This is a genomic window from Streptomyces sp. Y2F8-2 (assembly GCF_014905555.1).
GTDB lineage: Bacteria > Actinomycetota > Actinomycetes > Streptomycetales > Streptomycetaceae > Streptomyces > Streptomyces cynarae.
This window is the reverse complement of sequence record NZ_BNGS01000008.1, coordinates 154,156-180,138: the sequence shown is the minus strand read 5'-3', so window position 1 is coordinate 180,138 and position 25,983 is coordinate 154,156. Positions and strand designations below refer to the sequence as shown.

Here is a 25,983-nt window from a genome sequence, read left to right as displayed (position 1 = left end):
TCGGTCTCAGCTGACCGCACCAGGAAGGATCCTCACCAGCAATGACCGACGAGAACATGCCTGTGACGCCTGAAGAGGGCGGCGAGAGCGGCCTGCGCGTCGAGCCCGTCGGGCTCGAGACGGAGATGCAGCGCTCGTACCTCGACTACGCGATGTCCGTCATCGTCTCGCGCGCGCTGCCCGACGTGCGCGACGGTCTCAAGCCCGTGCACCGCCGCGTCCTGTACGCGATGTACGACGGCGGCTACCGGCCCGAGCGCGGCTTCTACAAGTGCGCCCGCGTCGTCGGCGACGTCATGGGCAACTACCACCCGCACGGCGACTCCTCCATCTACGACGCGCTGGTCCGCCTCGCGCAGCCGTGGTCGATGCGGATGCCGCTGGTGGACTCCAACGGCAACTTCGGCTCTCCGGGCAACGACCCGGCGGCGGCGATGCGCTACACCGAGTGCAAGATGGCGCCGCTGTCCATGGAGATGGTCCGTGACATCGACGAGGAAACCGTCGACTTCACGGACAACTACGACGGCCGCTCCCAGGAGCCGACGGTCCTTCCGTCCCGCTTCCCGAACCTGCTGATCAACGGATCGGCCGGTATCGCGGTCGGCATGGCGACCAACATCCCGCCGCACAACCTGCGGGAGGTCGCGGCGGGTGCCCAGTGGTACCTGGAGAACCCCGAGGCCTCCCACGAGGAGCTGCTGGACGCGCTCATGGAGCGCATCAAGGGCCCCGACTTCCCGACCGGCGCGCTCGTCGTGGGCCGCAAGGGCATCGAGGAGGCCTACCGCACCGGCCGCGGCTCGATCACCATGCGCGCGGTCGTCGAGGTCGAGGAGATCCAGAACCGCCAGTGCCTGGTGGTCACCGAGCTGCCCTACCAGGTCAACCCGGACAACCTCGCGCAGAAGATCGCCGACCTGGTGAAGGACGGCAAGATCGGCGGTATCGCGGACGTCCGCGACGAGACGTCGTCGCGCACCGGCCAGCGCCTGGTCATCGTGCTGAAGCGCGACGCGGTCGCCAAGGTCGTCCTGAACAACCTGTACAAGCACACCGACCTGCAGACGAACTTCGGCGCCAACATGCTGGCGCTCGTCGACGGCGTGCCGCGCACCCTGTCCCTGGACGCGTTCATCCGCCACTGGGTGACGCACCAGATCGAGGTCATCGTCCGCCGTACGCGCTTCCGGCTGCGCAAGGCCGAGGAGCGCGCGCACATCCTGCGCGGCTTGCTGAAGGCCCTGGACGCCATCGACGAGGTCATCGCCCTGATCCGGGCCAGCCAGACCGTCGAGATCGCGCGTGAGGGCCTGATGGGCCTGCTCGAGATCGACGACATCCAGGCCAACGCCATCCTCGAGATGCAGCTGCGGCGCCTGGCCGCCCTGGAGCGCCAGAAGATCGTCCAGGAGCACGACGAACTCCAGGCGAAGATCAACGAGTACAACGAGATCCTCGCCTCCCCGGTCCGCCAGCGCGGGATCGTCAGCGAGGAACTGGCCGCGATCGTCGAGAAGTACGGCGACGACCGGCAGACCAAGCTGATCCCGTACGAGGGCGACATGTCCATCGAGGACCTGATCGCCGAGGAGGACATCGTCGTCACGGTCACCCGCGGCGGCTACATCAAGCGCACCAAGACCGACGACTACCGCGCCCAGAAGCGCGGCGGCAAGGGCGTGCGCGGCACGAAGCTCAAGGAAGACGACATCGTCGACCACTTCTTCGTGTCGACCACGCACCACTGGCTGCTGTTCTTCACCAACAAGGGCCGCGTCTACCGTGCCAAGGCCTATGAGCTGCCCGACGCCGGCCGGGACGCGCGCGGCCAGCACGTGGCCAACCTGCTGGCCTTCCAGCCGGACGAGGCGATCGCCGAGATCCTCGCGATCCGCGACTACGAGGCCGCGCCGTACCTGGTGCTCGCCACCAAGGGCGGCCTGGTCAAGAAGACGCCTCTGAAGGATTACGATTCGCCCCGTTCCGGCGGTGTCATCGCGATCAACCTCCGTGAGACGGCGGACGGTTCCGACGACGAACTGATCGGGGCCGAACTGGTCTCGCCCGATGATGATCTGCTTCTGATCAGCAAGAAGGCACAGTCGATCCGGTTCACGGCGACCGACGAGTCCCTGCGCCCGATGGGCCGCGCCACCTCGGGTGTCAAGGGTATGAGTTTCCGTGAGGGCGACGAGCTGCTCTCGATGAATGTTGTTCGACCCGGTACGTTCGTGTTCACTGCCACCGACGGTGGGTACGCGAAGCGGACCGCCGTCGACGAGTACCGCGTCCAGGGCCGCGGCGGCCTCGGTATCAAGGCCGCCAAGATCGTGGAGGACCGCGGCTCGCTCGTCGGCGCGCTGGTGGTCGAGGAGACCGACGAGATCCTCGCCATCACACTGTCCGGCGGTGTGATCCGTACGCGGGTCAATGAGATCAGGGAGACGGGCCGTGACACCATGGGCGTCCAACTGATCAACCTGGGCAAGCGCGATGCCGTGGTCGGTATCGCTCGTAACGCCGAGGCGGGACGCGAGGCGGAGGAAGTCGACGGCGACGTGGCCGTGGACGAGACCGCGGAAGGTGCCGCGACCACCGGCACGGACGAGGGTGAGGCGCCCTCGGCCGAGTAGCACGAGGAGTGAGTCAGCGTGAGCGGAGCCACGGGCGCCGGATCGACCGGTATGGACACGGACGGCGGCGGCCGTGGCTCCGCCGCGGACGCGACAGATCCGCACACGACGAATCTGAAGGCGATCAAGCCGCCCGCCACCGACTCGCCCTCGCCCGACCCGCAGCAGAAGCCCGGCTCCGGCTCGGCCGGAACCGGCGCCGCGCAGCCCGCCCCCGGCGCGCAGCCGGCCGCGTCCCCGCTGCCCGGAGAGCGCCGGCAGCAGCAGCCCGCGGGCCCCTACCACCCGCCGCAGGCCTACCAGCCCCAGGCTCCCACCGGTGCCGTACGGCGTCCCCGTACCGGGGCGGGCACGATGCCCCGCACCCGCAAGGCACGCCTGCGCGTGGCCAAGGCCGACCCGTGGTCGGTGATGAAGGTCAGCTTCCTGCTCTCCATCGCGCTCGGCATCTGCACGATCGTGGCCTCCGCGGTGCTGTGGATGGTCATGGACGCGATGGGCGTCTTCTCCACGGTCGGCGGCACGATCTCGGAGGCCACCGGCTCGAACGAGTCGAACGGCTTCGATCTGCAATCGTTCCTGTCCCTGCCGCACGTCCTGACGTTCACCACGATCATCGCGGTCATCGACGTCGTCCTGGCGACGGCCCTCGCGACGCTCGGCGCCTTCATCTACAACCTGTCGGCCGGCTTCGTGGGCGGCATCGAACTGACGCTGGCGGAGGACGAGTAGACACCGCCCTCGCGCTCTCGCGGAGGCCCGGGAGCCCGCCCGCCGGGTATCGATTTTGGGACTTCCCACCTGGTGCGCTAATCTTCAGGGGTCAGCGCGCGGGAGACACACCGCAGAGCGCGGCGGGGCTATAGCTCAGTTGGTTAGAGCGCATCCCTGATAAGGATGAGGCCACAGGTTCAAATCCTGTTAGCCCCACCAGCGAGAAGACCCCCGGTCCACAGGACCGGGGGTCTTTTGGTGCCGCCGGTTGACACCAATGGCCGGGGCCGCGGCAGGTGGCGTGGAGGGGGGCACCGCTCGTCGGCTGCATCGCCCCAGGCAGAGCCGAACAGACGCGGTCCACAGTGCGCCGGTGGACGGCGTACGGGATGGGAGCTGGGGAGGGTGGTGGGTCAGGGGAGCCGGGACCCCGCTCTGCGGCACCTGCAGCTCATCCCCCGCAGAAGTAGGCGTACGGCGCCACGGAGACGCCCTCTGCGACGGCGCGCTCATCGTCCTCGCCGGCTGCCGGATCGAGGTCGCGTGCCCACAGCGAGTGCATGGACCACACGCTGAAGCCGGCGTGGAAGTCGTGACCGATGTCGGAGGGGGTACTGGTGTACCCCCGAGCATGGAGATCGGACACGACGTCATCGAGGAAACGGTGGGTCAGCTGGATTCCGTCGAGCTGCGCTTCGGCATTTCCGCCCTCGCCGCTGTAACTGATTTCAACGAGCTCGACTGTGCCGTCCGCCGCATAGGTGATCACCAGCATCGGCGAAGTGTTGTAGACGGCGCGCTCGCCTCCGGGGCCGTGATGTGGCAGTCCGACGCGCTCTTCGACGTGCGGGCGGTGGTCGCCGATCTTGACGAGGTCGACACCACGTCCCGGGATGATTTCCATGCCGCCATGCTGCCAGCCGAGCGCAGGCCCGGTTGGCCGGTGTCGACGGTCGCCTGTGATCGATCTGATGAGCCGGGGGGCTTTTGGCCTCTACGGGGGAGGCCGCGTCCGGGCGGTCTGTGCCTGCGCAGACGCAGTCGGCGGTGTACGCCTTCCTCCGGAGGAGGCGTGCCGGGGCATGGAAACGCCCGACCGCCGGCGACGGGGGATGCACCGGCGATCGGGCTATGGCCAAGGGTAACAAGGTCATTTGCGCGGCGGGGGGCGACTGCTCGACGGCGACCCGGGGTTGTGATCCGGATCACTGTCAGTCGCACGGGGGGTCGTACGAGAGGCGGGGCAGATACTCCTGCCATTTCTCCGGCGTCAGAACGCCCCGCGTGGTCGAGCAGATGCGGCGGACGGCCTGGTCGACGTCCAGGTTCCACAGCCGGACGGTGTCCGCGCCGCTCGACACCCCGAGCAGGTGACTGGCGGGGCTGAAGGAGAGGAAGTTGCCGGTCTTGGCGTTGGGGCTCATCGACTGGCCGATGGGGGAGGCCTTCTCCGGGTCGGTCAGGTTCCACAGCCGCACGGTGTTGTCGTTGCCACCGCTGGCCAGCCGTTGCCCGTCCGGGCTGAACGTCAGTGACACGACCGCCTCGGTGTGGCCGGTGAGGGCGGTGCCCAGCCGGGTGGTGTGGAGCGGGTCGGTGACGTTCCACAGCCGGACCGTGTCGTCGTCGCTGCCGCTGGCCAGTGTGTGGCCGTCCGGGCTGTAGGCGAGCGTGTTGATCGGGCCCAGATGCCCGGTGAGCGGCGAGCCGAGCGAGCGCGGGCGCCTGGGGTCGGTGACGTTCCACAGCCGCACGGTGCCGTCGGCGCTGCCGCTTGCGAGGGTGTGGCCGTCGGGGCTGTAGGCGAGGGCGTTGACGTAGCCGGCATGGCCGGTGAGGGGCTTGCCGAGGCGGCGAGGGTGGGCCGGGTCGGTGATGTCCAGCAGCTGGATGGTGCGGTCGTCGTAGTCGACGGCCAGTGTGTGCCCGTCGGGGCTGAGCGCCAGCGCGTCGGCGCCCGCGTACCGGGTCCGCAGCGGGACGGGCGGGCCGTAGGAGACCGGATGGGCGGGATCGGCGACGTTCCACAGCTGGACCGTGTTGCCGGTCCCCGTCAGGACGGCGAGGGTGCGGCCGTCGGGTGAGAACACCAGCGACCGCAGGTCACGCTCCCCGGTCGTGAAGGGCTTGCCCAGTGCCACGGGCCGCTCGGGGTCCGTCACGTTCCACAGCCGGATCCTGCTGTCGCCCGCGGCCGTCGCGAGGACCTTCCCGTCCGGGCTGAACGCGCCGATCCGGCCGATCATGTCCGACCTCCGTATCGACCACAGCCGTACCTTGCTGTCGCCGCTGCCGGTGGCGAGGGTGTGCCCGTCGGGGCTGAAGCCGAGGGCGTACATCTCGCCGCTGCTGCCCGCGAGCGGTTCACCGACCTGCGACGGATAGGCCGGGTTGCTGACGTTCCACAGGGTCGCCGTGCTGTCCGCGCTGGCCGCGGCGACCAGGGACCCGTCCGGGCTGAAGGCCACGGACCACACCGGGCCGGTGTGGCCGGTCAGGGGCTCGCCGAGGGAGCTGGGGTTCCGCAGGTCGGTGACGTTCCACAGCCGGACGGTGTCGTCCGCGCTGCCGCTGGCGAGGGTCCTGCCGTCCGGGCTGAAGGCCACGGAGTGCACGGTATGGGTGTGGCCGGTCAGGGGCGCGCCCAGGGAGTGCGGGTTCCGCGGGTCGGTGACGTCCCAGAGCCGGACCGTGGTGTCGTCGCCACCGGACGCCAGTGTCTTCCCGTCGGGGGTGAACGCGATGGACCGTACGGCGTCGGTGTGGCCGGTCAGCTTGGTGAGCGAGACCGGATGCCGGGGGTCGGTGACCTTCCACAGCCGGACGGTGTGATCCTCGTCGGCGGTGGCCAGCGTGTGCCCGTCCGGGCTGAAGGCGGCCAGGAAGATCGTGCCGTCGTGGCCGTTCAGGGGCTCGCCCAGCGAGCGCGGGTGCCGGGCGTCGGTCACGTCCCACAGCCGTATCGTGCCGTCGTCCCCGGCGCTGGCCAGGGTGCGGCCGTCCGGGCTGAACACCGCGCTGCTCACCCAGCTCGTGTGGCCCCTGAGGGGCTTGCCCAGGGGGCGCGGGCGCGCCGGGTCCGTGACGTCCCACAGCCGGACGGTCCGGTCGTAGCTGGCGGTGGCCAGGGTCCGCCGGTCCGGGCTGAACGAGGTCAGGTAGACCGCGCCGGTGTGGCCGAGCAGCGGCGTGGCCAGCGGCGCGTTCACGATGGAGATCAAGCGGCTGTTGGTGCCCTCGTCGTCCGGTCGCAGGCGGTGGGCCACGACGTCGATCTGGGCGGACAGCGACGGATCCGTGGACTGCACCCGGTCCGCTTCGGCGACCACCTGCTCGAACACCGCGTCGTCCCGCTGCTGCCACGCGACCACCGACGAGCCGATCGCCAGCAGCGCCAGGACGACCAGCGCCGCCACGGCTCCCCGCCGGAGCCGGACGGTGCGCTTGCGCAGCCGGACCGAAGCGGCCAGGAACTCCACCGCGCTGCGGGTGAGGAAGGTGTCACCCGAGGACTTCGCCCAGGTGTGCGCCTGCTCCAGCCGAGAGCCCCGGTACAGCAGCGCGCTGTCGCGGCGGGAGTCCTCCCAGGCCCTGCCGTCCTCCTCCAGCCGCTGGCGCAGCAGGTTCCCGTTCCTGTCCTCGTCGATCCAGTCGCGCAGGCGTGGCCAGGCGTGGAGCAGCGCCTCATGGGTGATCTCCACGGTCTCTGCGTCGAGCGTCACCAGCCGGGCGCGAACCAGCGCTTCGAGCGACTCCTCCGTCTTGCCGGGGTCCGTCGACTCCTCCGCCAGTTGCCGCCGGGTCCCCCGCCTGCGGGTGGCCTGGGTGTCCTCGCCCAGCCGGACCAGCCTGAGCAGGAGCAGGCGCGCGGCCGTGCGCGCCGCCGGGTCGAGACCGGACCAGGCCCGCTCGGCCGTCGCCGCCACCGCTCCCTGGATCCCGCCGGCCGCGCGGTAGCCGGCCAGCGTCAGCCGGCCCGCCTTGCGCCGCTGCCAGGTGGCGAGCAGGGCGTGCGAGAGCAGGGGCAGCACGCCCGCGTCGTGCGCCCCGCGCGGGCCGTCGACGCCGACCTCCCGGACGATCAGCTCCGCCAGTCCCGGTTCGAGTTCGAGCCCCACGGCCCTGGCCGGACGCGACACCGCTTCGCGCAGCTCCGCGGTGGTCAGCGGCCCCAGCACCATGTGCCGGTGCTGGAGCGCGTCGGCCAGTTCGGGATGTCCGAGGCACTGCTCGTAGAAGTCGGCGCGTATGCCGAGGACCACGAGCACGGGGGCGAGGTCACCGGGGGCGGCGGGCGAGCACGCGGCGTGCAGGAGCCGGACGAACGTGCGCCGGTCGGCCTCGTCCGGGCAGAGGGTGAACGCCTCCTCGAACTGGTCCACGATGACGACCGGGCGAGTGGCGCGGGACGTCTCGCGCCGCGCCCAGGCCGCGACGGCCTCCCGCACCGCGTGCTCGAAGCGCCCGGTGCCGGGCTCTTCGGTCTCCGCTTCCTTTTCGGCGGACAGGACGGGGGCGAGCTCGGGGATCCGACGGGTCAGCTCCGCGAGGGGGTCGCCGCCCGGTACGAGTTGCAGCACGTCCCTGTCCCGGCCGCCGCGCAGGGCGGGCACCAGACCGGCGTTCAGCAGGGAGGACTTCCCCGCTCCCGAGGCGCCCACGAGCATGACCAGGCCGCCGGTCCGCTCGGCCGCCTCCAGCTGGCCGACGAGGGCGGCCGTCCACCGCTCCCGGCCGAAGAACCACCGGGCGTCCTCCCGACGGTAGGGAGCCAGCCCCCGGTACGGGCACACGCCACCGGGGACGGCCGGGGCGTCGGCGGAGGAACGCTCCTCGTCCTCCGCCTCCTCCTCGGACGCCGGGGGGCGGTCGCCGACCGGGTCGGCCACCGCGCGCTCCCACAGGCGCTGCCACTGGGCGAGGTCGTACAGGCCGGTGGACACCGGTGCGGGCCGTGAGCGCCGTGCTTCGGGGATCAGGACGTGCAGCACCGCCGCGAGGGCGGCGAACTGGGCGGGCACGTTCCTGGCCCGCCGCCAGTCGCTGATCCGCTGCGCGGACACCCGCACGGGGCGCCCTCGTTCGTCGACCCGCTGAAGCCGGACGACCGCCTCCGCCACGCGTTTGAGGGGAGGGTTGCCGGCCTCCTTGTACAGCAGGGCGAGACGTTCCGCGAAGGCCGTGCGTGCTCCCGAGTCGGAACTCAAGGTCCCCACCCCTTACTTCCACCGCACCTGACGTCCGGACCGGAAAACTCACCTTATACGGCTGACCTGCGGTTAAGTCGCCCGGACCGTACCGGAATCTCCTCGCTGACGGCATCAACTGGCAGGATCCACTGCGCGGGAGCGAACCGACCGCGCGGTGCCCGGACAGGCCACTGGATCGGCGCTCGGCGAGACGGCGTGCGCTGCCGCACGTCCGCGACGCACGCACGTCCGCGACGCGCCCCGCCTTTCCTCGACCGCGCCGGTACGGCTCGGCTCGACGCCACCACCCGGTTCGGCACCGGTCTCCACGAGGGGAGGGACCGGTGCCGGACGGTGGGGCGCGGAGAAACGCCTCCCGCTTGCACCCGAGTGTCCCGGGCTGCCGTCATGGCCGCCGTACGCCGCCGTCCGCCGCCGCACGCCCCTGGATAACTGACGGTCCGTCAGTTACGGTCTGCCCTGCCGTACCGTTTCCGAAAGGGTGGGTGCAGTGCAGACACGTCCGCCAAGTCCCCGGCCGCCGGGCACCCCACGGTGGGTCGCGATGTACCACCAGCCGTCCACGGCCGCCTGGCGGGTGGCGGCGGAGTCGCCCCACCGCTCAGCCGTGCTGTACGCGGTCGGTGAGATGACCCAGACCGCGCGGGCGCGCGGAGACGACGTGACGGTCGCGGTGTGGGGCCCGAAGGACGGCGCCTGGCATCTGTTCGACGCGCCGGGGGGCACGACCGCCTCGGCACCGCTTCCGCGCCCTGCCCGGAGCAGCGCGGAGCCGGGCAAGCTCGCCGAACGCATGGCCGACCGCCGCCACCAGGTCCTGATGACCGGCCTGAGCAAGGCAGGGCTGTACGACCTCGCGCAGGAGGACACGGAGGCCCTCCGGGAATTGGTGGAGCGGCTCGACGAGCCCACGGTGCGTCGCGTCGCCCACTGGCTCGCCGCTGCCGGCGGCCAAGGGGCGTCCGTCTGACGACTCCCGCCGGGCGCGCGACGCCCGAAGCCCCGACGACCCGGGCCCCAGGCCCCTCGGTCCGGCACCGCCTCGCACGCGGAGCGCTACGGTTGCCTCTGTGCGGACGGAGAGAGAGGCGGACCGGATGAGCAGTACCGTTGCGGAGGCCCTGGTCACCCTGGGCCGCCGGTATGTACGGGACGCTCCGGGCTCGTTCGGCAAGGCGCTTGTGGCCGCCCGGTTCCTGAACCCGCATCTGCGGGACCACCCGCGCCGACGGGTCGTCGAGACCCGCTTCGGTGCGCGGTTCGCGGTCGACACCCAGGACCTGATCCAGCGGTACCTGTATCTCTTCGGGGTGTGGGAGCCGCACATGACCCGCTGGATCCAGCGCCGGTTGAAGCCGGGAGACGGCTTCATCGACGTCGGGGCCAACATCGGCGTCTTCAGCGTGCTGGCCTCACACCTCGTGGGCGATCGGGGACAGGTGGTGGCGATCGAGGCATCGCCGGAGTTCCACCACCGTCTGGTGCAGCAGGCCCGGCTGAACGGGTGCCGGAACATCCGGGCCGTGAACGCCGCCGTCTCCGACGCGCCCACCACACTGACCTTCGTGCTCGCCAGCTCGCGCAACATGGGCGCGAACAGCATCGTCCCGTACGACGGGCCCGCCGAGTCCACCTTCGAGATCGACGCCCTGCCGCTGCCGGAGCTGCTCGATCCGCAGGAGATCGCGAACGCCCGCGTGATCAAGATAGATGTGGAGGGGGCGGAGGGCGGCGTCGTCCGCGGACTGGCGCCCGTGCTGGACAAGCTCCGGCCGGACGCGGAGATCACCGTGGAGGTGACCCCCGAGCGGATGGCCCGACTCGGCGACCGTGCCGAGGACTTGATGCGCACCATGTCCGATGCCGGCTTCCACGCCTACCGGCTGGCCAACGACTACGCGGCCGAGAGCTACCCGCGAGCGCTGAGCGGGACGCCCGGGGTGGCGGTCCGCCTGCGGGGTCCGGTCGTCGAAGAGACCGATGTGGTCTTCTCCCGGGTGGACGCCGAGACCTTGCCCTGACGCGCGCGTCGCGTCGCGTCGCGCCGCGTCCCGGCAGCGGGAGTGCGGCCGGGTGGTGCTTCCGGGCATCCGGCCCCTGGGGGCGGATGGTGGTGGCGGGCGCGCGGGGCTGGGCCCCGGCGGTGCTTCCGGGCACGCGGGACCTGGGGCAGACGGTGTTGCCGGGCATCCGGTCCGATGGTGGTGGCGGGCGCGCAGGCGGGGCCCCGGCGGTGCTTCCCGCACGCGGGGCCTGGGCCAGACGGTGTTGCCGGGCATCCGGCCCCTGGGTCACATGGTGCTCCCGGGCGCGCGGGGCCTGTGCCAGACGGTGCTTCCGGGCGCCAGGGTCCCGCGGTCAGGTCGTGCTTCCGGGGCTCGGGTACCGCCAGCCGCAGGACGCCAACGCCCTGGCCCTTGCCTCCACCACCGCCATACGCCGCTCCCGCTCGGCGGGATCGACATGCGAGGCCTGGACCGTGGCCTGCCCCTGCCACTTCCGGTACAGCAGCCCCACCTCCCGGGAGAACCAGCCCCGGCTCACGGCGTTCAGCGCGAGCAGCAGGCCCGTGTCCTCGGACGCCGGCAGCGCCATCCAGCCCCCGAGCGCCATCAGGAGATCGCGCCGGACGCAGAGCGTCGCCGGGTGGACCTGGGCGCGGAAGTCGTTCGCCTTCCAGAAGTCGAGGACCGCGCCGCGTTCGACCGGCCCGTCCACCGGATCGCCGGGGAAGCCGGCCGTCGAGCCGTCCGGCAGGAGGTCCAGCGCGCGGGACGTGGTCCAGCCGAGGGCGGGGTCCGCCTCCAGGACGGCCAGGTCGCGGGCCAGGGTGCCCGGCGGGAGCTGGTCGTCGGCGTCCAGCACCTTCACGTACGCGCCGTCGGTGTGCGCCAGGGCCATGGTGCGGGCGACGCCGGGCCCACCGGGCCGGCCCTGACGGAAGGTCACGCGCTCGTCGTCCGGGACGTACGGGCGGACGTCGTCCGTCTCCCCGTCCTCCTGGATCACCCAGTGCCACTCCCAGCCGTCCGGAAGCCACTGTTCGCCCAGGGACTTGTACGCCTCCGGCAGGAACCGGGCCGACGGGGCGTGGACAGCGGTGACGACGATGAGGCGCCCGCTCACGGCTGCGCTCACCACCTTTCCAGGGGAGTGACGAAGACCAGCTCCGTGCGGTCGCCGGGCAGTGTGACGTCGGTGATGTCCACGACGCGGCCACCGGTGTCGTACGAGGTCTTGCGGAGCAGGATCACCGGCGTCCCGGGCGGAAGTTCCAGCTCCTGCACCTCTTCGGGCGTCGGTGGACGGGCGGTGAAGCGCTCCTCGATGCGGTCGACCTCGATGCCGACCGTGCGGAGCTGGTTGTGTGTGCCGCCGGGCCAGGGCTCGTTGGAGTCGTCCAGCAGGTCCGGATTCCCCGCGACCACGTCACGGACGAGGTAGGAGGTCACCAGGCTGAACGGGGCGGTCTCGGCCGCGCAGCGCGTCCGGTAGGTGCGCTCCAGCAGGACCGTGCCGTCCGGGACGCCGAACGCGTCCGCGAGGTCCTTGGGCGCCTCCGTCTCGCGGTACCTCGCGACGAACACGAGGTGGTGCGACGGGAGCCCGGTGTCGTGCTCCGTCGCCCCGGTCCGCGCCCGAGTGGCCAGCGGCTGCCGGGCGCGGTCCTTCTCCCACTGGTGCCGCCCGTTGTGGCGCACCACGAGCGTCCGCTGACGCCGTACGCGGGTTCCGTGGCCGTGCCGTCCGTCCATCAGCCGGTCGTCCGCGATCAGCTCGTACGCCTTGGGCACTGGTGCTCTCACCGATCCGTCGGGGGCCCTCCAGGCCAGCCTAGGACTCCTCAAGAGCTCCTGACGACTCGGGAAGGGGCACGGGCGCGGGTCAAGGCGCCGGTGCCGGAAGACGAGCACACGGCAGACTGCCCGGCACCTGGGAGCAGGTGCCGGGTCGTCTGCCGTCGGCGTGTACGCAAGTCGCCTCGGTGGGTCCCTGGGTTTCTTCGGGTCCCTGAGTCTTCGGGTCCCTGAGTCTTCGGGTCCCTGAGTGTTTCGGTCCCTGAGCGTTTCTGTCTGAACGTCGTCCGCGGATCCGTCAGCTGCGCAGCAGCACGGTCGGCTCCTCGAAGGGCCGTGGTACGGCGTGGGAGCGGAGGGCTTGGTGGGTGAGGGGCGTGCCGGCGGCGGTGGCCGGGGACGGGCGGTGGCGGCAGGAGGGGGAGGAGCCGTGGGCCTCCGCCCTGATGCGCTGCTTCATCGTGGGGGGCAGGGACTGGGCGAGGGCCCGGTGTCCGTGCGCCGGCCACGGCAGCGTCACCTGCGGGCCGGAGGTGCGCGCCGACTGCGGCTGTGGTACGGACGCGGCAGCGGCCGTGGTGGCGTTCGTGGTGGCGAATCCGAGCGCGGCGCACAACGCCAGGAAGGCGGTGACGACGGCGGTCCACAGCTTCATGACCTTGTTCCGGGCCATGACCCCTCACTTTCGGGTTGGGCGATTTGCGTACTTTCCTCATGATGTGTATGAGGGCTCCGAAGTGGTGGACCGACGCCCGTGCCGCGTCGATCTTCGGATGAACACCACCCGGATGGGCGCACGGGGTCGCACAAGGCCGAAAAGGGCCGGAAATCAGTGGTGGAGGGCGGTGGACGTCACACACCGTGAGGTCCGCTCACCCGCGGATCGTCAGCGGTGAGGTCCGGTCGTACTGCGCTGCGCCGGGCCGGAGTTGAGCGCCGGCTCAGGTCACCGATCGATATCGCTCGGTGTGTATAGTCGGGCGCCAGAGGTCCCCTACGTCAAGGAAAGACGAGGTCGCGCGGTGAAGAAGCTTCTCCTGGTCGCACTGGCCGCCATCGGCGGGCTCCTCGTGTACCGCCAGATCCAGGCGGATCGCGCCGAGCAGGATCTGTGGACGGAGGCGACTGACTCCGTGCCCACGGGTTCGTGAGTTCCGACAGACAGCAGTTCAGAGCAGACCCCGGCCGCCGACGCGGTCGGGGTTTTGTGTTGCTTTCTCCAGGGACTTCCCGACGCGCTCCTGCCCGTCAAGGGATCGATTGCTGCCGCGTTGCTGCCGCAAGCGCCGTTCCTCGGGGTGAGCATTTCGGCCGCTCCTCGGTGATGCCCTGATGCCCTTGTGGCCGGCGGGGCAGGATGGGCGAACGGCCCGGTCCGGTCCGGGGCGGCATACGGCCAGAGGGGGCGCGGGATGTGGTGGCGCACGGAAGCGCGGCGCGTAGCGCGAGGGCGCAGGCTCACGCAGGCGCACGCGGTGGTGGCCCTGTGCACAACGGCCGCGCTCGGTGTCACCCCGGCGCTCCCCGCGCGAGCCGCCCAGGCCGCCCCGGCGGCAGACGCCACGCCCGCCCCGTACGCCTTCGCGTCCGACGCCGGAACGGTCCAGGGCGCCACCGGCACCACCGACGCCGCACGCCTTGAGCCCGGACACACCTACCGGAGCACCCTCCCCGCGGTCGGCAAGCTCTACTACCGCCTGGACCTCGACGCCACCACCAACGCCTACGTCTCCGCGACCGCCGTCCCCCGGGCCGGCGCCCAGGTCTCCGCCTCCGACGGCCTGCGCGTCTCCGTCCAGGACGCCGACGGCACCACCTGCTCCTCCGGCACCACACACTTCGGCCCCACCCAGAGCCCGCACCCCGTCGCCGCGTGGGCCGCCCGCGAGACCGGGCCCGGCAGCTACGGGTGCAAGGACGCCGGGGTGTACTACGCGGTCGTCGAACGGCGCGACCTGTCCGGCTCCGCGACCGGCGCGTGGGACCTGGAGCTGGACTACGTCTCCGAACCCTCCCTGCGGCAGCCGGACGCCACGGCCACCACACCGCCCGGCGCCTGGAACTCCGCGACCCCCGACGCCCTGCTGGGCGACCCCGTCCGGCGCCCGGGCGGGGCCGGCTTCGCCACGGCGAGCGCTCTGGGCCAGGGCGTCTGGCAGGACGCGATCCGGCCGGGGCAGACCCTCTTCTACAAGGTGCCCGTCGACTGGGGCCGGCAGCTTTCCGCCACCGCCGAGCTGGGCAGCTCCCCCGGCGACTCCCCCGGTGACGGCTACGTCGGCACCGCTTTGGCCATGGCGCTGTACAACCCCGTACGCGGCCACGTCGACGACGCCACCACCGGGTACAGCGGTGCCCAGACCTCGGCGGCCCTCACCCCGCTGCCGCCCGTCGCCTACGCCAACCGCCACGCCGCCGGTGAGCGCACGAGCGGTATGCGGTTCGCGGGCTGGTACTACCTCGCCGTGCACCTCGGCGCACCCGTGGCACAGCGGTTCGGGAACGGCCCGTTCGGCCTGACGCTGCGCGTGCGGGTGGGCGGGACGGCGACATCCCCTCCGGCGTACGCAGGGTGGTCCGCGCCGCGTGATGTGTTCCGGGTGACGGCGGCCGACCGGGAGGAAGCCGTGGTGGGGACGCCCGGAGGCGGCGGGGGAGAGGGAACGGCCGCAGCCGGGTACCGCGATTCCCACACCATGACGGCGGTCGCGGTGGGCGGGATCGGCACCGGGACCGCCCTGGTCCTGGTGCTCGCGGTGTGGACGGCCGCCGCGCGGCGGCGGGCGCGCAGCCGATGGGCCGCGTGACCGCCGCTCAGATCCGCAGCAACGCCCAGAATCCGACCGCGTAGCACAGCAGCGCGAGGAGCAGGACCAGCACGGCGACCTTCGCGGGCGGGCCGGGGCGCCGGGCGGCCGCTCGCCTGCCGTGCCGGGCGACCCGCTGCGGCTGCGTGGCGGCGTGCGGGGAGGGGACGCCGTGGGCCCGGAGGTGTTGCTGTACGGCGACCGCCGGGGTTGCCGCGGGCGCCGTGGCGGAGGGCACGCGGGTGGGGTCGTGGTGCGGGGCGTGGGCCGGGGCCACGGTCTCCGTGGGCGGTGTCGGCGGCCGGGCGGGCGGCCGTGGCACCACGGGGACCGCCTCGTGCGGCAACGGCAGCGGCGGCGGCAGATGGAAACTCCCGGTGTCCGACATGGCGGACGGCCGCGAAGGCGGCGCCGGGTCGGACGTCGGGGTGGCGCCGGACGTCGGCGTGGGGCCGGCCGTCGGGGTGGCGCCGGACGTCGGCGTGGGGCCGGCCGTCGGGGTGGCGCCGGACGTCGGCGTGGGGCCGGACGTCCACCTGGTGTCGGACGTCCACGTGGTGTCGGGCATCGGTTCCGACGCGGCCGAAGGTGCAGGACAGGGCGACGGCGTCGGATCCACGGTGGGTCTGGGCGGTACGACGAGGGGAGCGGCCAGGGGCCGTACGGCGGGGGGAGGCGGCCCGGGCGTTGCGGTGCCCGAAACCCCGGGCCCGGCACCGGCCGTCCCCGCACCGGTCGTCGGGGGCGCCGTGGTCGGCCGCGGTGGTATCGAACCGGTCGCCGGCCACGATGCCGAGACCCGGTCCGCCGACACCCCGTCCGCCGACACCCCCCCGGCCGCACCGCCCGCCCCCGCGCGCACCGGCCCGTCGGGCCCGAACCCCGGCGGAAGCGGCCCGAGTTGGTCGAAGATCTCCACCTGCTCCGCGTCGGGCCCCGGCTCCGGCAGCAGCTCCACGGCCGTGGCAAGCGCCTTGCGCGCCCCGGTCGCCGTACGGAACCGCGCGGCCGGATCCGGCTGCACCAGGTTCGCGACGACCTCCCAGAGCGGCCCGGGCACGCCCTGTGGCGCCCCCGGCGTCCCGTTGGCCGTGAAGTACTCGACCAGCGCCTTGGCGTCGGGCTTGGCACCCTGCAGCAGATACAGGGCGACCAGTCCCACGGCGAACAGGTCGGCCGGGAAGTCCGGCTCCGCGCCCAGCAGTTGCTCCGGAGCGAGATAACCGGGCGTGCCCACCACGTAATCGGTCTCCGTCAGCCGTGGCTCGCCCAGCCGCATGGCGATGCCGAAGTCCGACAGCCGCAGCCGGGGCCGTGCCGTCCCGGTGGCCTCCAGAAGGATGTTGGCGGGCTTGATGTCCCGGTGCACGACCCCCTCCGCGTGCACGGCCGCGAGCCCGGACAGCAGCTGGTCCAGCAGGGTGCAGACGAAGGGCGGGGGCAGCGGCCCGTAGTCCCCGACGAGGTGGACGAGCGAGCCACCGGCGACCAGGTCCATGGTGAACAGCACCTTGTCGTCGTCCGCGGCCCAGCTCGCGGGCGCCAGCACATGAGGGTGGTCGATGCGCAGTGCCTGCTCGCGCACGAACCTCAGCAGGGAGTGGGCGTCGCTCTGCTGCAGCACCTTCGCGGCCACATAGCGGCGTCGCCGGTGGTCCCAGGCGCGCCAGACCGCACCGACTCCCCCGCGCCCGATGGGATCGATCAGTTCGTACCGCCCGGCGAAGACCTCACCCATGGTCGTACGTCGCTCCCCCTCCCGGACGGCGACGAGGACCCCCGCGCACCCCCCGGCGCGAGAGTCCCCGGCGGCAAAGGCGTCGGCTCAGTTCTGGTGGGACTGGTAGTGGGCGACCGCGTCGGAGGTGCGGCCGGCGCCGTACACCCGGAGGAACTCTGCCAGTTCCGGATGGCTCGGGGCGAGGGTGTCCGCCGCCTCGATGATGTCCCCGGCCGCCGCCACCGAGCGCAGCAGCGACTGGATCTCACGGACCACCCGCTTCACCGTGGGCGCGCCAGAACTGTTCGTCGTCTGCGTGGTGTTGCTCAGCACCGAACCCCCCTGGGACTTCTTGATCTCCTCCATGCGCTCGGTCGCCTCGGCCGCGCTGACGCTGCCGTCCGACACGTGCGCCGCCAGCTCCTGCAGCAGCTGCACCCGCTGGACCACCGCCGGGTTGCCGATCTTGGCCCGCTGACCGCTCATCAGCTGTGACAGCATCGGGGCGGACAGTCCGAGAACCCCCGCGAGCCGGGCCTGGTTGAGCCCGAGATCCTCGATGAGCCTACGGAAGAGCGCCCCCAACGGCTCCCCGTACCAGTTCCGCTGCAGCTCCCGCGCTCTTGCGGTGGCTTCCTGCTGTGCGGCGTCCATTGCGTCTCCCCATCGCTTCCCCAAAAACCGTGGTTCGCTGTAGCGAACCACGACGAGCATCTTACGGAGAGTGGTTGTCCACGGGGACCCCCATCTTTTTGTGAGATACCGGCCAGGACCCGGTACGCTGGTCCGCAGCGCCCGGCGGTCCGTGTTCCACCGCCCGGACGTCTCTTCTCGGGGCCTTAGCTCAGTTGGTAGAGCGCTGTCTTTGCATGGCAGATGTCAGGGGTTCGACTCCCCTAGGCTCCACACTCGAAACCGGTCGGACGCCGCGTCGCGGCGATCGACCGGTTTTGCGTGCGCCGTGACTCCGGTCACAGACGGAATTTGCAATCTTTGCGATCCATAGCGCGAACAACCGGCGAAGGCCGGGCTCCTCGAGGTCTCCCTCCGAGGGTCCGGCGGCCATCGGCCCTCCATCGGGGCGCGCGAACAGTCCTTGTACCACCTGGTAGGTCCCGGCGTGCGTCATCGTGGGCGTGCTCCGAGTGAGCGAAGTCTCCACGGAACGTGCACACCAGAAGCGTTGCAAACGTCATCACGGAGCGGAGAGGTGAATGCCCGCCCTCGTTCCACGTGAAACAGCGCCGTGGGGCAGGGGAACCCTCACCTTCCCCTGCCCCACGGCGTGATGGCAGCCCACAGCAGACCAGGCTGACTCAGCGGCGGTCGTCGCCGTCCGTGGAGTCCTCCTCGGCCTGCTTCGCCTCCACCTCCGGGTCCAGCGCGCTGGGACCGCTGCCGTCCACCGACGACAGCCGCTCGCTCTGCGGGACCTCGGTCGCGGCAGGCGGTTCGACCAGCCAGTCGGGGTTCGCCTGCTTGTCCCACCACTTCCAGGCGGCGAAGGCGCCGCCCGCCGCGAGGCCCAGCAGGGCCAGCCCCTTCGCGACGCGGCCGGCCCTGGCCCGCCGCCGCTGTCGGCGCACCAGCTTCTCGATCTGCCGCGGCGAGATCTGACCGCGCAGCGCGGCCAGCGCCGCCGCTCCGCGGGCCGCCGCCTCCTCCCGCACCGGACCGGCCGCGGCGACGGCCTGTTCGATCTTCGGACGGGAGTAGTCGGCCGCCTGGCGGGCCGCCTTGCGGGTGCGGGTCGCGGCCTGGTCCACTGCCGGCGGCACATGCGCGCGGGCCTGTTCCAGGCGCGGGGCGAGATGGGCGTCGTACTGGACGCGAGCCTGTTCGGCGGCCTGCGACACCTTGGGCGCGAGACGGACACGCGCCTCGTGTGCGTAGTGCGCTGCCTTGTCCTTGGCCGTGTCGGCGTAGGGCGCCACCACTTCCGCGGCATGCAGCACGCTGTCCTTCGCCGAACCGGTCGCGGCGCGCACGCTGTCGATGCGGGTCACGGGGTTCCTCCTCCTCGGTGGCGTACGGTAATTCGACTTTCCAGCCTTTTACGGATCATGCCTGTCGAACAGCACCCGGGCATGCGAGGAACGGCATCCGGGTCATGCGGTCCCAAGCGGACGACCGCGGTCGTGCCCGGGCGGACGACGAGAGACGATCACGCGCATCAGCCGATCACGTGCAAGAGCGGATGAATACGGAGTAACAGGAGCTTGTCCCCGACAATGCCACGGATCGTCCGGCCGCGCCCTCGAGACAGGACGACTCGACCCGTTTTCCACACGCCCGCAGCCGCCACCGGCCGCGCGAACCGTCCGCCGTCCGCCCTCGCGCCCCAGCAGCATCACCAGAACCACCGACCGATCTTCCCCCGGACGTGGTCGCCGGACGACGCGGAGGGTGTGGCGTGCGAGGATCAGGGGGTCACAAAGGACAACGGAAGGCAGATCGTGGCTGAGCAGCTCTACGCCACCCTGAAGACCAACCACGGCGACATCCTGGTCCGGTTCTTCCCGGACCACGCCCCCAAGACGGTCAAGAACTTCGTCGAACTCGCCAAGGGCGAGCGTGAGTGGACCCACCCCGCCACCGGCGAGAAGTCCACCCAGAAGCTCTACGACGGCACGGTCTTCCACCGGGTGATCAGCGGCTTCATGATCCAGGGCGGTGACCCGCTGGGCAACGGCACCGGCGGTCCCGGCTACCAGTTCGAGGACGAGTTCCACCCGGACCTGCGCTTCGACAAGCCCTACCTGCTGGCCATGGCCAACGCCGGCCCGGGCACCAACGGCTCGCAGTTCTTCATCACGGTCGCCCCGACGGCCTGGCTGAACCGCAAGCACACGATCTTCGGTGAGGTCACCGACGCGGGCAGCCAGAAGGTCGTGGACTCCATCGCCACCACCCAGACCAACCCGCGCACCGACCGCCCGGTCAACGACGTCGTCATCGAGTCGGTCGTCGTCGAGACCCGCGAGGGCTGACCCCCGCAGGGCACCCCGCACGAGGGAACAAAAGCGCCCCGCCCATCCGTAGAAGGAGGGGCGGGGCACCCCGTCGTACGGAGAAGTGAGGGACCTCATGGACCAGGCGCCAGGCAGCCCGCAGGGCCCGCAGAACCAGGGCCCGTCCGAGGCCCGGGAGCTGCCGGTCTGCTACCGGCACCCGGACCGCGAGACGGGCATCCGCTGCACCCGCTGCGAGCGCCCCATCTGCCCGGAGTGCATGGTCGACGCCTCGGTGGGCTTCCAGTGCCCCGAGTGCGTCCGCACCAGATCCGGCACGGGCCACGCCCCGGCCGCCTCCCGGCCGCGCACCATCGCCGGCGGCAGCGTCACCGCCGACCCGCGGCTCCTCACCAAGATCCTCATCGGGATCAACGTCGCGGTGTTCATCGCGGTGCAGGTACGCCCGTCACTGCTGAACGACCTATTCCTCATCGGCGCCTGGCCGCCCAAGCCCTTCACACCCACCGAAGGCGTCGCGGGCGGCGAGTGGTACCGCATGGTGACCTCGATGTTCACCCACCAGGAGATCTGGCACATCGCCTTCAACATGCTCAGTCTCTGGTGGCTCGGCGGACCTCTGGAGGCAGCCCTCGGCCGTCTCCGCTACCTCACGGTCTACTTCGTCTCCGGGCTGTCGGGCAGCGCCCTGGCCTATCTGCTGGCCTCCCCGACCACGGCCACGCTCGGTGCCTCCGGCGCCATCTTCGGCCTGTTCGGCGCCACCGCCGTCCTGATGCGCCGCCTCAATTACGACCTGCGGCCGATCATCGCCCTGCTGGTGATCAACCTGATCTTCACCTTCAGCCCGGGGATGCACATCTCCTGGCAGGCCCATATCGGAGGCCTGGTGGCCGGCGTGATCAGCGGCTACGCCATGGTCCACGCCCCGCGCGAGCGGCGGGCCCTCGTGCAGTACGGGGTGTGCGCGCTGGTGCTGGCCGCCGTGGTCGTCATGACACTGCTGAGAACAGCTCAGCTCACCTGAGTGGCGGATGTGCACAGGCCGTAGCCCGGGGTTGTACCCAGAGTTGTCCACAGCCTGGCCCGGGATCTTGTGCATGCCGCGGGGAACGCAGGTGCCCCCTGTCACCGACCGGAGTTTTCCCAGGTGGGACAGGGGGCGAACAGGTTTGCGGGGGCCGGTGATTCCGTCATACCGGCGTCAATGCCCGACGGGTTATCCACAGATCGTCGTTCTTTTTCCACTGGCTGCACGGCTTGTGGACAGAGCTGTGGATAACTCGGCGTGCAGCTGTGGGCAGAGCCGGCGCCGACGGGCGTGAGGCCCCTACTTCCACTGGGTGGAGACGCCGAACCCGGCGGCGATGAACCCGAAGCCCACCACGATGTTCCAGTTGCGCAGGGCGTGGATCGGCAGCGACCCGTCGGTCACGTAGAAGACGACGATCCAGGCCAGCCCGATGAGGAACATGGCCAGCATGACCGGTGCGACCCAGCCGCGGTTCTCCAGCTTGATGGCCTGGGCCTGCTTGGACGGCGGGGGCGTGTAGTCGGCCTTCTTGCGGATACGTGACTTCGGCACGAGGGTCTCTCCTGTCGATGCGCTGCGTCGCCGCGCAGGGAACTGGGGCTGGCTCCGGGGCAGCGTACAAGGGGACATGAGCGCTCGCCCGGGCGTCCGTTAGCGTAGTGCTTCCGCGGCGCCGAAGGAGATAAGGGTACGTGAGCGATACGGCCGACTCCCCCGGGACGGGTTCCGGTCCCCCGGATGCGGGGACCCCGTCCGTCCGCACGCGCCGATTCCGGCCCGTGCGGGTGCTCACCGTGGGCGTCTTCGCACTCGCCGGTCTTCTGTTCATGACGAGCTTCAACACGGCCAAGGGCACCAACCTCCGCACCGACACCTCGTTGCTGAAGCTGTCCGACCTCATCCAGGAGCGCAGCCGCAAGAACGCCCGGCTCGACGAGTCCGACGCCGCCCTGCGCTCCGCCGTGGAGGCCCTGGCCAAGCGCACCGGCGGCACCCCGAGCAAGGCCGAGCAGGACCGGCTCGCGGCGCTGGAGAAGAACGCAGGCACCCAGAAGCTCACCGGCAGGGCCGTCACCGTCACCCTCAACGACGCCCCGCCGAACGCCACCGCCAAGCTCCCTGGCTACCCGGAGCCGCAGCCCGACTACCTGGTGATCCACCAGCAGGACCTCCAGGCCGTGGTGAACGCGCTGTGGCAGGGCGGCGCCCAGGGCATCAAGGTCATGGACCAGCGGCTGATCTCCACCAGCGCGGTGCGCTGCGTCGGCAACACCCTGATCCTCCAGGGCCGCGTCTACTCGCCCCCCTACAAGATCACGGCCGTCGGGGACCCGGACAAGCTGCAGAAGGCGCTCGCGGACTCGCCCGCGATCCAGAACTACATGGTGTACGTCAACGTCTACGGCCTCGGCTGGAAAGTCACCGAGGACGGAACGGTGACTCTTCCCGGCTACTCCGGCACAGTGGACCTGCACTACGCCAAGCCCGTGGAATAGAGGCCGCTGCCGCTGGGGGGATCCGTGCCGGTGCGCGGGATCGTCAGGACCGTCAGCGAACTGTGCATCACCGTGGGTGCCGTCATCGTGTTGTTCGTGGTCTACGTGGTGTTCTGGACCGGGGTGAAGGCGGACGGCGCGATGAGCGACCAGATCGGCCAGTTGCAGAAGCAGTGGGCGAAGGAGACGGTGCGCACGACCGCCGCGCCGACGAGCGCCGCGAGCCCCGGCAGTCCGGGGCCGTATGCCCAGGGCCGGCCGTTCGCCGTCATGTACGTCCCCCGGTTCGGTTTCACGTGGAACAAGCCCGTGCTCGAGGGCACCGCCGTGGACACCCTGAAGAAGGGGCTGGGCCACTACAAGGGCGCTGCCCGGCTCGGCCAGGTGGGCAACTTCGCGGTCGCCGGCCACCGGCGTACGTACGGCGATCCCTTCAAGGACTTCCCCAGGCTGCGGCCCGGCGACTCTGTGGTCCTCACCGACGGCACCACCTGGTTCACGTATCGGATCGACAAAGGCCCTTACAAAACGGTGCCCTCCGACGTTGAGGTGATCGACCCTGTGCCACGTACGTCCGGGTACACGCGTCCGGGACGCTATCTGACGCTGACCACGTGCGATCCCGAGTGGGGTCACAGTCACCGGCTGATCGTCTGGGCGCACCTGGATTCCACACAGCCTGTGGAGGCAGGGAAACCGGCGGCTCTGCGCCAGTAGTCTGGTGGCGTACGGCGTGAGTCTGGTGCCGTGGTGAGACGGAAGGGACGGCATGTACGGCTGGATCTGGCGGCATCTGCCGGGGAACGCGTGGGTGAGGGCACTGATTTCCGTCGTGCTGGTCCTGGCCGTGGTGTACGTCCTGTTCCAGTACGTCTTCCCGTGGGCCGAACCGCTGCTGCCCTTCAACGATGTGACGGTGGACAACCAGTGAGTGCGCGCATTCTCGTCGTCGACAACTACGACAGCTTCGTCTTCAACCTGGTGCAGTACCTGTACCAGCTGGGCGCCGAGTGCGAGGTGCTGCGCAACGACGAGGTGTCGACGGCGCACGCCCAGGACGGCTTCGACGGCGTCCTGCTGTCCCCCGGGCCGGGCACCCCCGAGGAGGCGGGCGTCTGCGTCGACATGGTCCGCCACTGCGCGACGACGGGCGTCCCGGTCTTCGGTGTGTGTCTGGGCATGCAGTCGATGCAGGTGGCGTACGGCGGTGTCGTCGACCGGGCGCCGGAGCTGCTGCACGGCAAGACCTCGCTGGTGGAGCACGAGGGCAAGGGCGTCTTCGCGGGGCTGCCGTCCCCCTTCACGGCGACCCGCTACCACTCCCTGGCCGCCGAACCGGCCACCGTCCCGGCCGAGCTGGAGGTCACGGCGCGCACGCACGACGGGATCATCATGGGCCTCAGGCACCGGGAGCTGCGGGTGGAGGGTGTGCAGTTCCACCCCGAGTCGGTGCTGACCGAGCACGGGCACCGCATGCTGGCCAACTGGCTGGTGGAGTGCGGTGACGAGGGGGCCGTGGCGAGGTCGGCGGGGCTCGCCCCGGTGGTGGGCAGGGCCACGGCGTGACCGCGCTGCGCCCCGAGCGCGAGACCGGCGCCACCTACGGGGACGCCGCGGAGCAAGGGTCCTCGTACGGGCAGCAGCCGTACGGGGACTTCGGCGTGTGGCAGGGGCAGGAGCCGGGCGCTCAGTGGCAGGGCGCCGGGGAGTACGGGCAGCAGCCGCCGCAGCAGACGTACGAGCCCCAGCAGGGGTACGACGCGACGGCGATGCTCCCGTCGTACGAGGAACCGCGACCGGCACCGGCTCCCGCGTACGACGAGCCGCCGCCGGTGGACAACGAGACCGTCGCGCTGCGCGCCTCGGACATCGAGGAGGCGCGGCGGGCCGCGAACCGCGCCGCCGAGGCCGCTCCGGCGCCCGGTGGCCGTGCCGCGCGCCGCAAGGCGGCCCGGAAGCACGGGCGGCGCGGGAGCGGGCCGCAGACGCCCGAGAAGGCCGCGGAGGCGCCCGCTCAGGCGCCGCGCTCCCGCGTGGAGGCCCGGCGGGCGGCGAGGGCGCAGAAGCCCGGTGCGGCGGTCGTGGCGAGCCGGGTGGTGGGCGAGCTGTTCATCACCACCGGTGTGGTGATGCTGCTGTTCGTGACGTACCAGCTGTGGTGGTCGAACGTGCGGGCGCACCAGGAGGCGGGCAGCGCCGCGCAGCACCTCCAGCAGGACTGGGCGAGCGGCAAGCGGGAGCCGGGGGTGTTCGCGCCGGGGCAGGGCTTCGCCATCCTGCACATCCCGAAGCTGGACGTGGTGGCGCCGATCGCGGAGGGCACCAGCAAGACGAAGGTGCTCGACAAGGGCATGGTCGGGCACTACGGCGAGGGCAGCCTGAAGACGGCGATGCCGAGCGACAAGACCGGCAACTTCGGGCTCGCGGGGCACCGGAACACGCACGGCGAGCCGTTCCGGTACATCAACCGTCTCCAGCCGGGCGACGCGATCGTGGTGGAGACGCAGGACGAGTACTACGTCTACAAGATGACGTCGATGCTGCCGGTGACGTCCCCGGCGAACACCAGTGTCCTGGACCCGATCCCGAAGGGCTCGGGCTTCACCGCACCGGGCCGCTACATCACTTTGACCACGTGCACGCCGGAGTTCACCAGCAAGTACCGGCTGATCGTGTGGGGCAAGATGGTCGAGGAACGGCCGCGCAGCAAGGGCAAGCCGGACGCGCTCATTTCTTAGGACACGTGCCCTTTCGCGGCGCACGTGGAGGCACAGGCACGTGGAACAGACGGAGCGGATGCAGTGGGAGTGACCACCGACCAGGACGAGCAGACCGACGCGCCGTCACCCGGCCCCGGCACCTCCTCGTCCGCACGGCGGCGCCGCGGGCGCGGCCGGATCGCGCTGGCCGTCAGCGTCTTCGGCGAGCTGCTGATCACGGCGGGCCTGGTACTGGGCCTGTTCGTCGTCTACTCCCTGTGGTGGACGAACGTCATAGCGGACCGCAGGGCCGACCATCAGGGCGACAAGGTGCGCGACCACTGGGCGGCCGAGAAGGACAGCGGCCCGGGCGCCCCGGGCGCCCTGGACACCAAGGACGGCATCGGCTTCCTGCACGTGCCGGCGATGAAGAACGGCGAGGTGCTCGTCGAGAAGGGCACGTCGACGAGCGTCCTCAACGACGGCGTGGCCGGCTACTACACGGACCCGGTCAAGGCGACGCTGCCGATGACGGGCAAGACGGGCAACTTCACGCTGGCCGCGCACCGGGACGGGCACGGGGCGAAGTTCCACAACATCGACAAGCTGAAGAAGGGCGACCCGATCGTCTTCGAGACGAAGGACGACTGGTACGTCTACAAGGTCTTCGCGATCCTCCCGGAGACCTCGAAGTACAACGTGAAGGTGCTCTCGGCGGTCCCGAAGGAGGCGGGCGTGAAGAAGCCGGGCCACTACATCACCCTGACGACGTGCACCCCCGTCTACACCTCGCAGTACCGGTACATCGTGTGGGGCGAACTGGTGCGGGTGCAGAAGGTGGACAGCGAGCGGACGCCGCCGAAGGAACTGGGCTGAGACCCTTCCTGGTGCACGGCTGA

General features: G+C 71.1%; 22 protein-coding genes and 2 tRNA genes. 15 read left to right on the top strand and 9 right to left on the bottom strand.

Features of this window, described 5'->3' with window-relative positions; genetic code table 11:
- Window positions 1-41: 41 nt before the first annotated feature.
- From gyrA to SY2F82_RS26295, 3 genes are all read left to right on the top strand, one after another.
- Complete coding sequence (gyrA, locus tag SY2F82_RS26305; RefSeq protein ID WP_200421629.1) at window positions 42-2,636, top strand: DNA gyrase subunit A; 2,595 nt, start codon at window positions 42-44, stop codon at window positions 2,634-2,636.
- A gap of 18 nt (window positions 2,637-2,654) precedes the next feature.
- On the top strand, window positions 2,655-3,368 hold the full coding sequence (locus tag SY2F82_RS26300; protein ID WP_200421628.1) for a DUF3566 domain-containing protein: 714 nt from the start codon (window positions 2,655-2,657) through the stop codon (window positions 3,366-3,368).
- Between the two features lie 124 nt (window positions 3,369-3,492).
- Window positions 3,493-3,569 (top strand) — tRNA-Ile (locus tag SY2F82_RS26295).
- 232 nt (window positions 3,570-3,801) lie between these two features.
- Here the strand turns inward: SY2F82_RS26295 and SY2F82_RS26290 are convergent.
- Window positions 3,802-4,254 (bottom strand): hypothetical protein, encoded by a 453-nt coding sequence (locus SY2F82_RS26290; RefSeq protein ID WP_200421627.1) that lies wholly within the window; start codon window positions 4,252-4,254, stop codon window positions 3,802-3,804.
- A 307-nt stretch (window positions 4,255-4,561) separates the two neighbouring features.
- Window positions 4,562-8,566, bottom strand: coding sequence for a WD40 repeat domain-containing protein (locus tag SY2F82_RS26285; protein WP_200421626.1), 4,005 nt, complete (start codon window positions 8,564-8,566; stop codon window positions 4,562-4,564).
- A gap of 538 nt (window positions 8,567-9,104) precedes the next feature.
- Here SY2F82_RS26285 and SY2F82_RS26280 point away from each other — a divergent pair.
- Both SY2F82_RS26280 and SY2F82_RS26275 read left to right on the top strand, forming a co-directional pair.
- On the top strand, window positions 9,105-9,530 hold the full coding sequence (locus tag SY2F82_RS26280; protein WP_236041799.1) for a hypothetical protein: 426 nt from the start codon (window positions 9,105-9,107) through the stop codon (window positions 9,528-9,530).
- A gap of 127 nt (window positions 9,531-9,657) precedes the next feature.
- Window positions 9,658-10,581, top strand: coding sequence for an FkbM family methyltransferase (locus SY2F82_RS26275; protein ID WP_200421624.1), 924 nt, complete (start codon window positions 9,658-9,660; stop codon window positions 10,579-10,581).
- A 337-nt stretch (window positions 10,582-10,918) separates the two neighbouring features.
- Here the strand turns inward: SY2F82_RS26275 and SY2F82_RS26270 are convergent, their stop codons facing one another.
- The 3 genes from SY2F82_RS26270 to SY2F82_RS26260 form a co-directional block, all read right to left on the bottom strand.
- Entirely contained in the window at window positions 10,919-11,686 is a 768-nt protein-coding gene (locus SY2F82_RS26270; protein ID WP_200421623.1) for a glycosyltransferase, read from the bottom strand.
- Window positions 11,687-11,694: 8 nt separating this feature from the next.
- Window positions 11,695-12,315, bottom strand: coding sequence for a GntR family transcriptional regulator (locus SY2F82_RS26265; RefSeq protein ID WP_200421824.1), 621 nt, complete (start codon window positions 12,313-12,315; stop codon window positions 11,695-11,697).
- Window positions 12,316-12,655: 340 nt separating this feature from the next.
- Complete coding sequence (locus tag SY2F82_RS26260; RefSeq protein WP_200421622.1) at window positions 12,656-13,030, bottom strand: DUF6344 domain-containing protein; 375 nt, start codon at window positions 13,028-13,030, stop codon at window positions 12,656-12,658.
- A 349-nt stretch (window positions 13,031-13,379) separates the two neighbouring features.
- Between SY2F82_RS26260 and SY2F82_RS39125 the strand changes: the two genes are divergently transcribed.
- Both SY2F82_RS39125 and SY2F82_RS26250 read left to right on the top strand, forming a co-directional pair.
- A complete protein-coding gene (locus SY2F82_RS39125) occupies window positions 13,380-13,508 on the top strand; it encodes a DLW-39 family protein (RefSeq protein ID WP_003999697.1) in 129 nt (42 codons plus the stop codon).
- Window positions 13,509-13,835: 327 nt separating this feature from the next.
- Window positions 13,836-15,164, top strand: a complete 1,329-nt coding sequence (locus tag SY2F82_RS26250) for a hypothetical protein (RefSeq protein ID WP_236041798.1) — start codon at window positions 13,836-13,838, stop codon at window positions 15,162-15,164.
- A gap of 7 nt (window positions 15,165-15,171) precedes the next feature.
- Here the strand turns inward: SY2F82_RS26250 and SY2F82_RS26245 are convergent, their stop codons facing one another.
- Together SY2F82_RS26245 and SY2F82_RS26240 are read right to left on the bottom strand one after the other, a co-directional pair.
- Window positions 15,172-16,902: a serine/threonine-protein kinase gene (locus SY2F82_RS26245; protein ID WP_200421620.1), complete on the bottom strand. Its 1,731-nt coding sequence runs from the start codon at window positions 16,900-16,902 to the stop codon at window positions 15,172-15,174.
- Window positions 16,903-16,989: 87 nt separating this feature from the next.
- Window positions 16,990-17,538: a DNA-binding protein gene (locus SY2F82_RS26240; protein WP_200421619.1), complete on the bottom strand. Its 549-nt coding sequence runs from the start codon at window positions 17,536-17,538 to the stop codon at window positions 16,990-16,992.
- 179 nt (window positions 17,539-17,717) lie between these two features.
- Here SY2F82_RS26240 and SY2F82_RS26235 point away from each other — a divergent pair.
- Window positions 17,718-17,790: transfer RNA gene (locus SY2F82_RS26235), tRNA-Ala, on the top strand.
- Window positions 17,791-18,200: 410 nt separating this feature from the next.
- Here SY2F82_RS26235 and SY2F82_RS26230 read toward each other — a convergent pair.
- Window positions 18,201-18,890 carry a DUF5324 family protein gene (locus SY2F82_RS26230; protein WP_200421618.1) on the bottom strand — a complete coding sequence of 230 codons (690 nt, stop codon included), beginning with the start codon at window positions 18,888-18,890 and terminating at the stop codon, window positions 18,201-18,203.
- Between the two features lie 450 nt (window positions 18,891-19,340).
- On the opposite strand from SY2F82_RS26230, the gene SY2F82_RS26225 reads away from it, so the two are divergent.
- Window positions 19,341-19,874, top strand: coding sequence for a peptidylprolyl isomerase (locus SY2F82_RS26225; protein WP_200421617.1), 534 nt, complete (start codon window positions 19,341-19,343; stop codon window positions 19,872-19,874).
- 97 nt (window positions 19,875-19,971) lie between these two features.
- Complete coding sequence (locus SY2F82_RS26220) at window positions 19,972-20,883, top strand: rhomboid family intramembrane serine protease (RefSeq protein ID WP_200421616.1); 912 nt, start codon at window positions 19,972-19,974, stop codon at window positions 20,881-20,883.
- 303 nt (window positions 20,884-21,186) lie between these two features.
- On the opposite strand, the gene crgA is transcribed toward SY2F82_RS26220, so the two are convergent.
- Complete coding sequence (gene crgA / locus SY2F82_RS26215) at window positions 21,187-21,441, bottom strand: cell division protein CrgA (RefSeq protein WP_103837311.1); 255 nt, start codon at window positions 21,439-21,441, stop codon at window positions 21,187-21,189.
- 140 nt (window positions 21,442-21,581) lie between these two features.
- Between crgA and SY2F82_RS26210 the strand changes: the two genes are divergently transcribed.
- The 5 genes from SY2F82_RS26210 (at window position 21,582) to SY2F82_RS26190 (ending at window position 25,960) form a co-directional block, all read left to right on the top strand.
- The gene (locus tag SY2F82_RS26210) at window positions 21,582-22,385 is read left to right on the top strand and encodes a DUF881 domain-containing protein (RefSeq protein ID WP_200421615.1); all 804 of its coding nucleotides are present in this window, start codon (window positions 21,582-21,584) and stop codon (window positions 22,383-22,385) included.
- Window positions 22,386-22,415: 30 nt separating this feature from the next.
- Entirely contained in the window at window positions 22,416-23,102 is a 687-nt protein-coding gene (locus SY2F82_RS26205) for a class E sortase (RefSeq protein WP_200421614.1), read from the top strand.
- Window positions 23,103-23,312: 210 nt separating this feature from the next.
- Window positions 23,313-23,951, top strand: a complete 639-nt coding sequence (locus SY2F82_RS26200; protein WP_200421613.1) for an aminodeoxychorismate/anthranilate synthase component II — start codon at window positions 23,313-23,315, stop codon at window positions 23,949-23,951.
- On the top strand, window positions 23,948-25,123 hold the full coding sequence (locus SY2F82_RS26195) for a class E sortase (RefSeq protein ID WP_200421612.1): 1,176 nt from the start codon (window positions 23,948-23,950) through the stop codon (window positions 25,121-25,123). Before SY2F82_RS26200 ends, SY2F82_RS26195 begins: the two co-directional genes overlap by 4 nt.
- Before the next feature lie 63 nt (window positions 25,124-25,186).
- Window positions 25,187-25,960: a class E sortase gene (locus SY2F82_RS26190; RefSeq protein ID WP_200421611.1), complete on the top strand. Its 774-nt coding sequence runs from the start codon at window positions 25,187-25,189 to the stop codon at window positions 25,958-25,960.
- Window positions 25,961-25,983 lie beyond the last annotated feature (23 nt).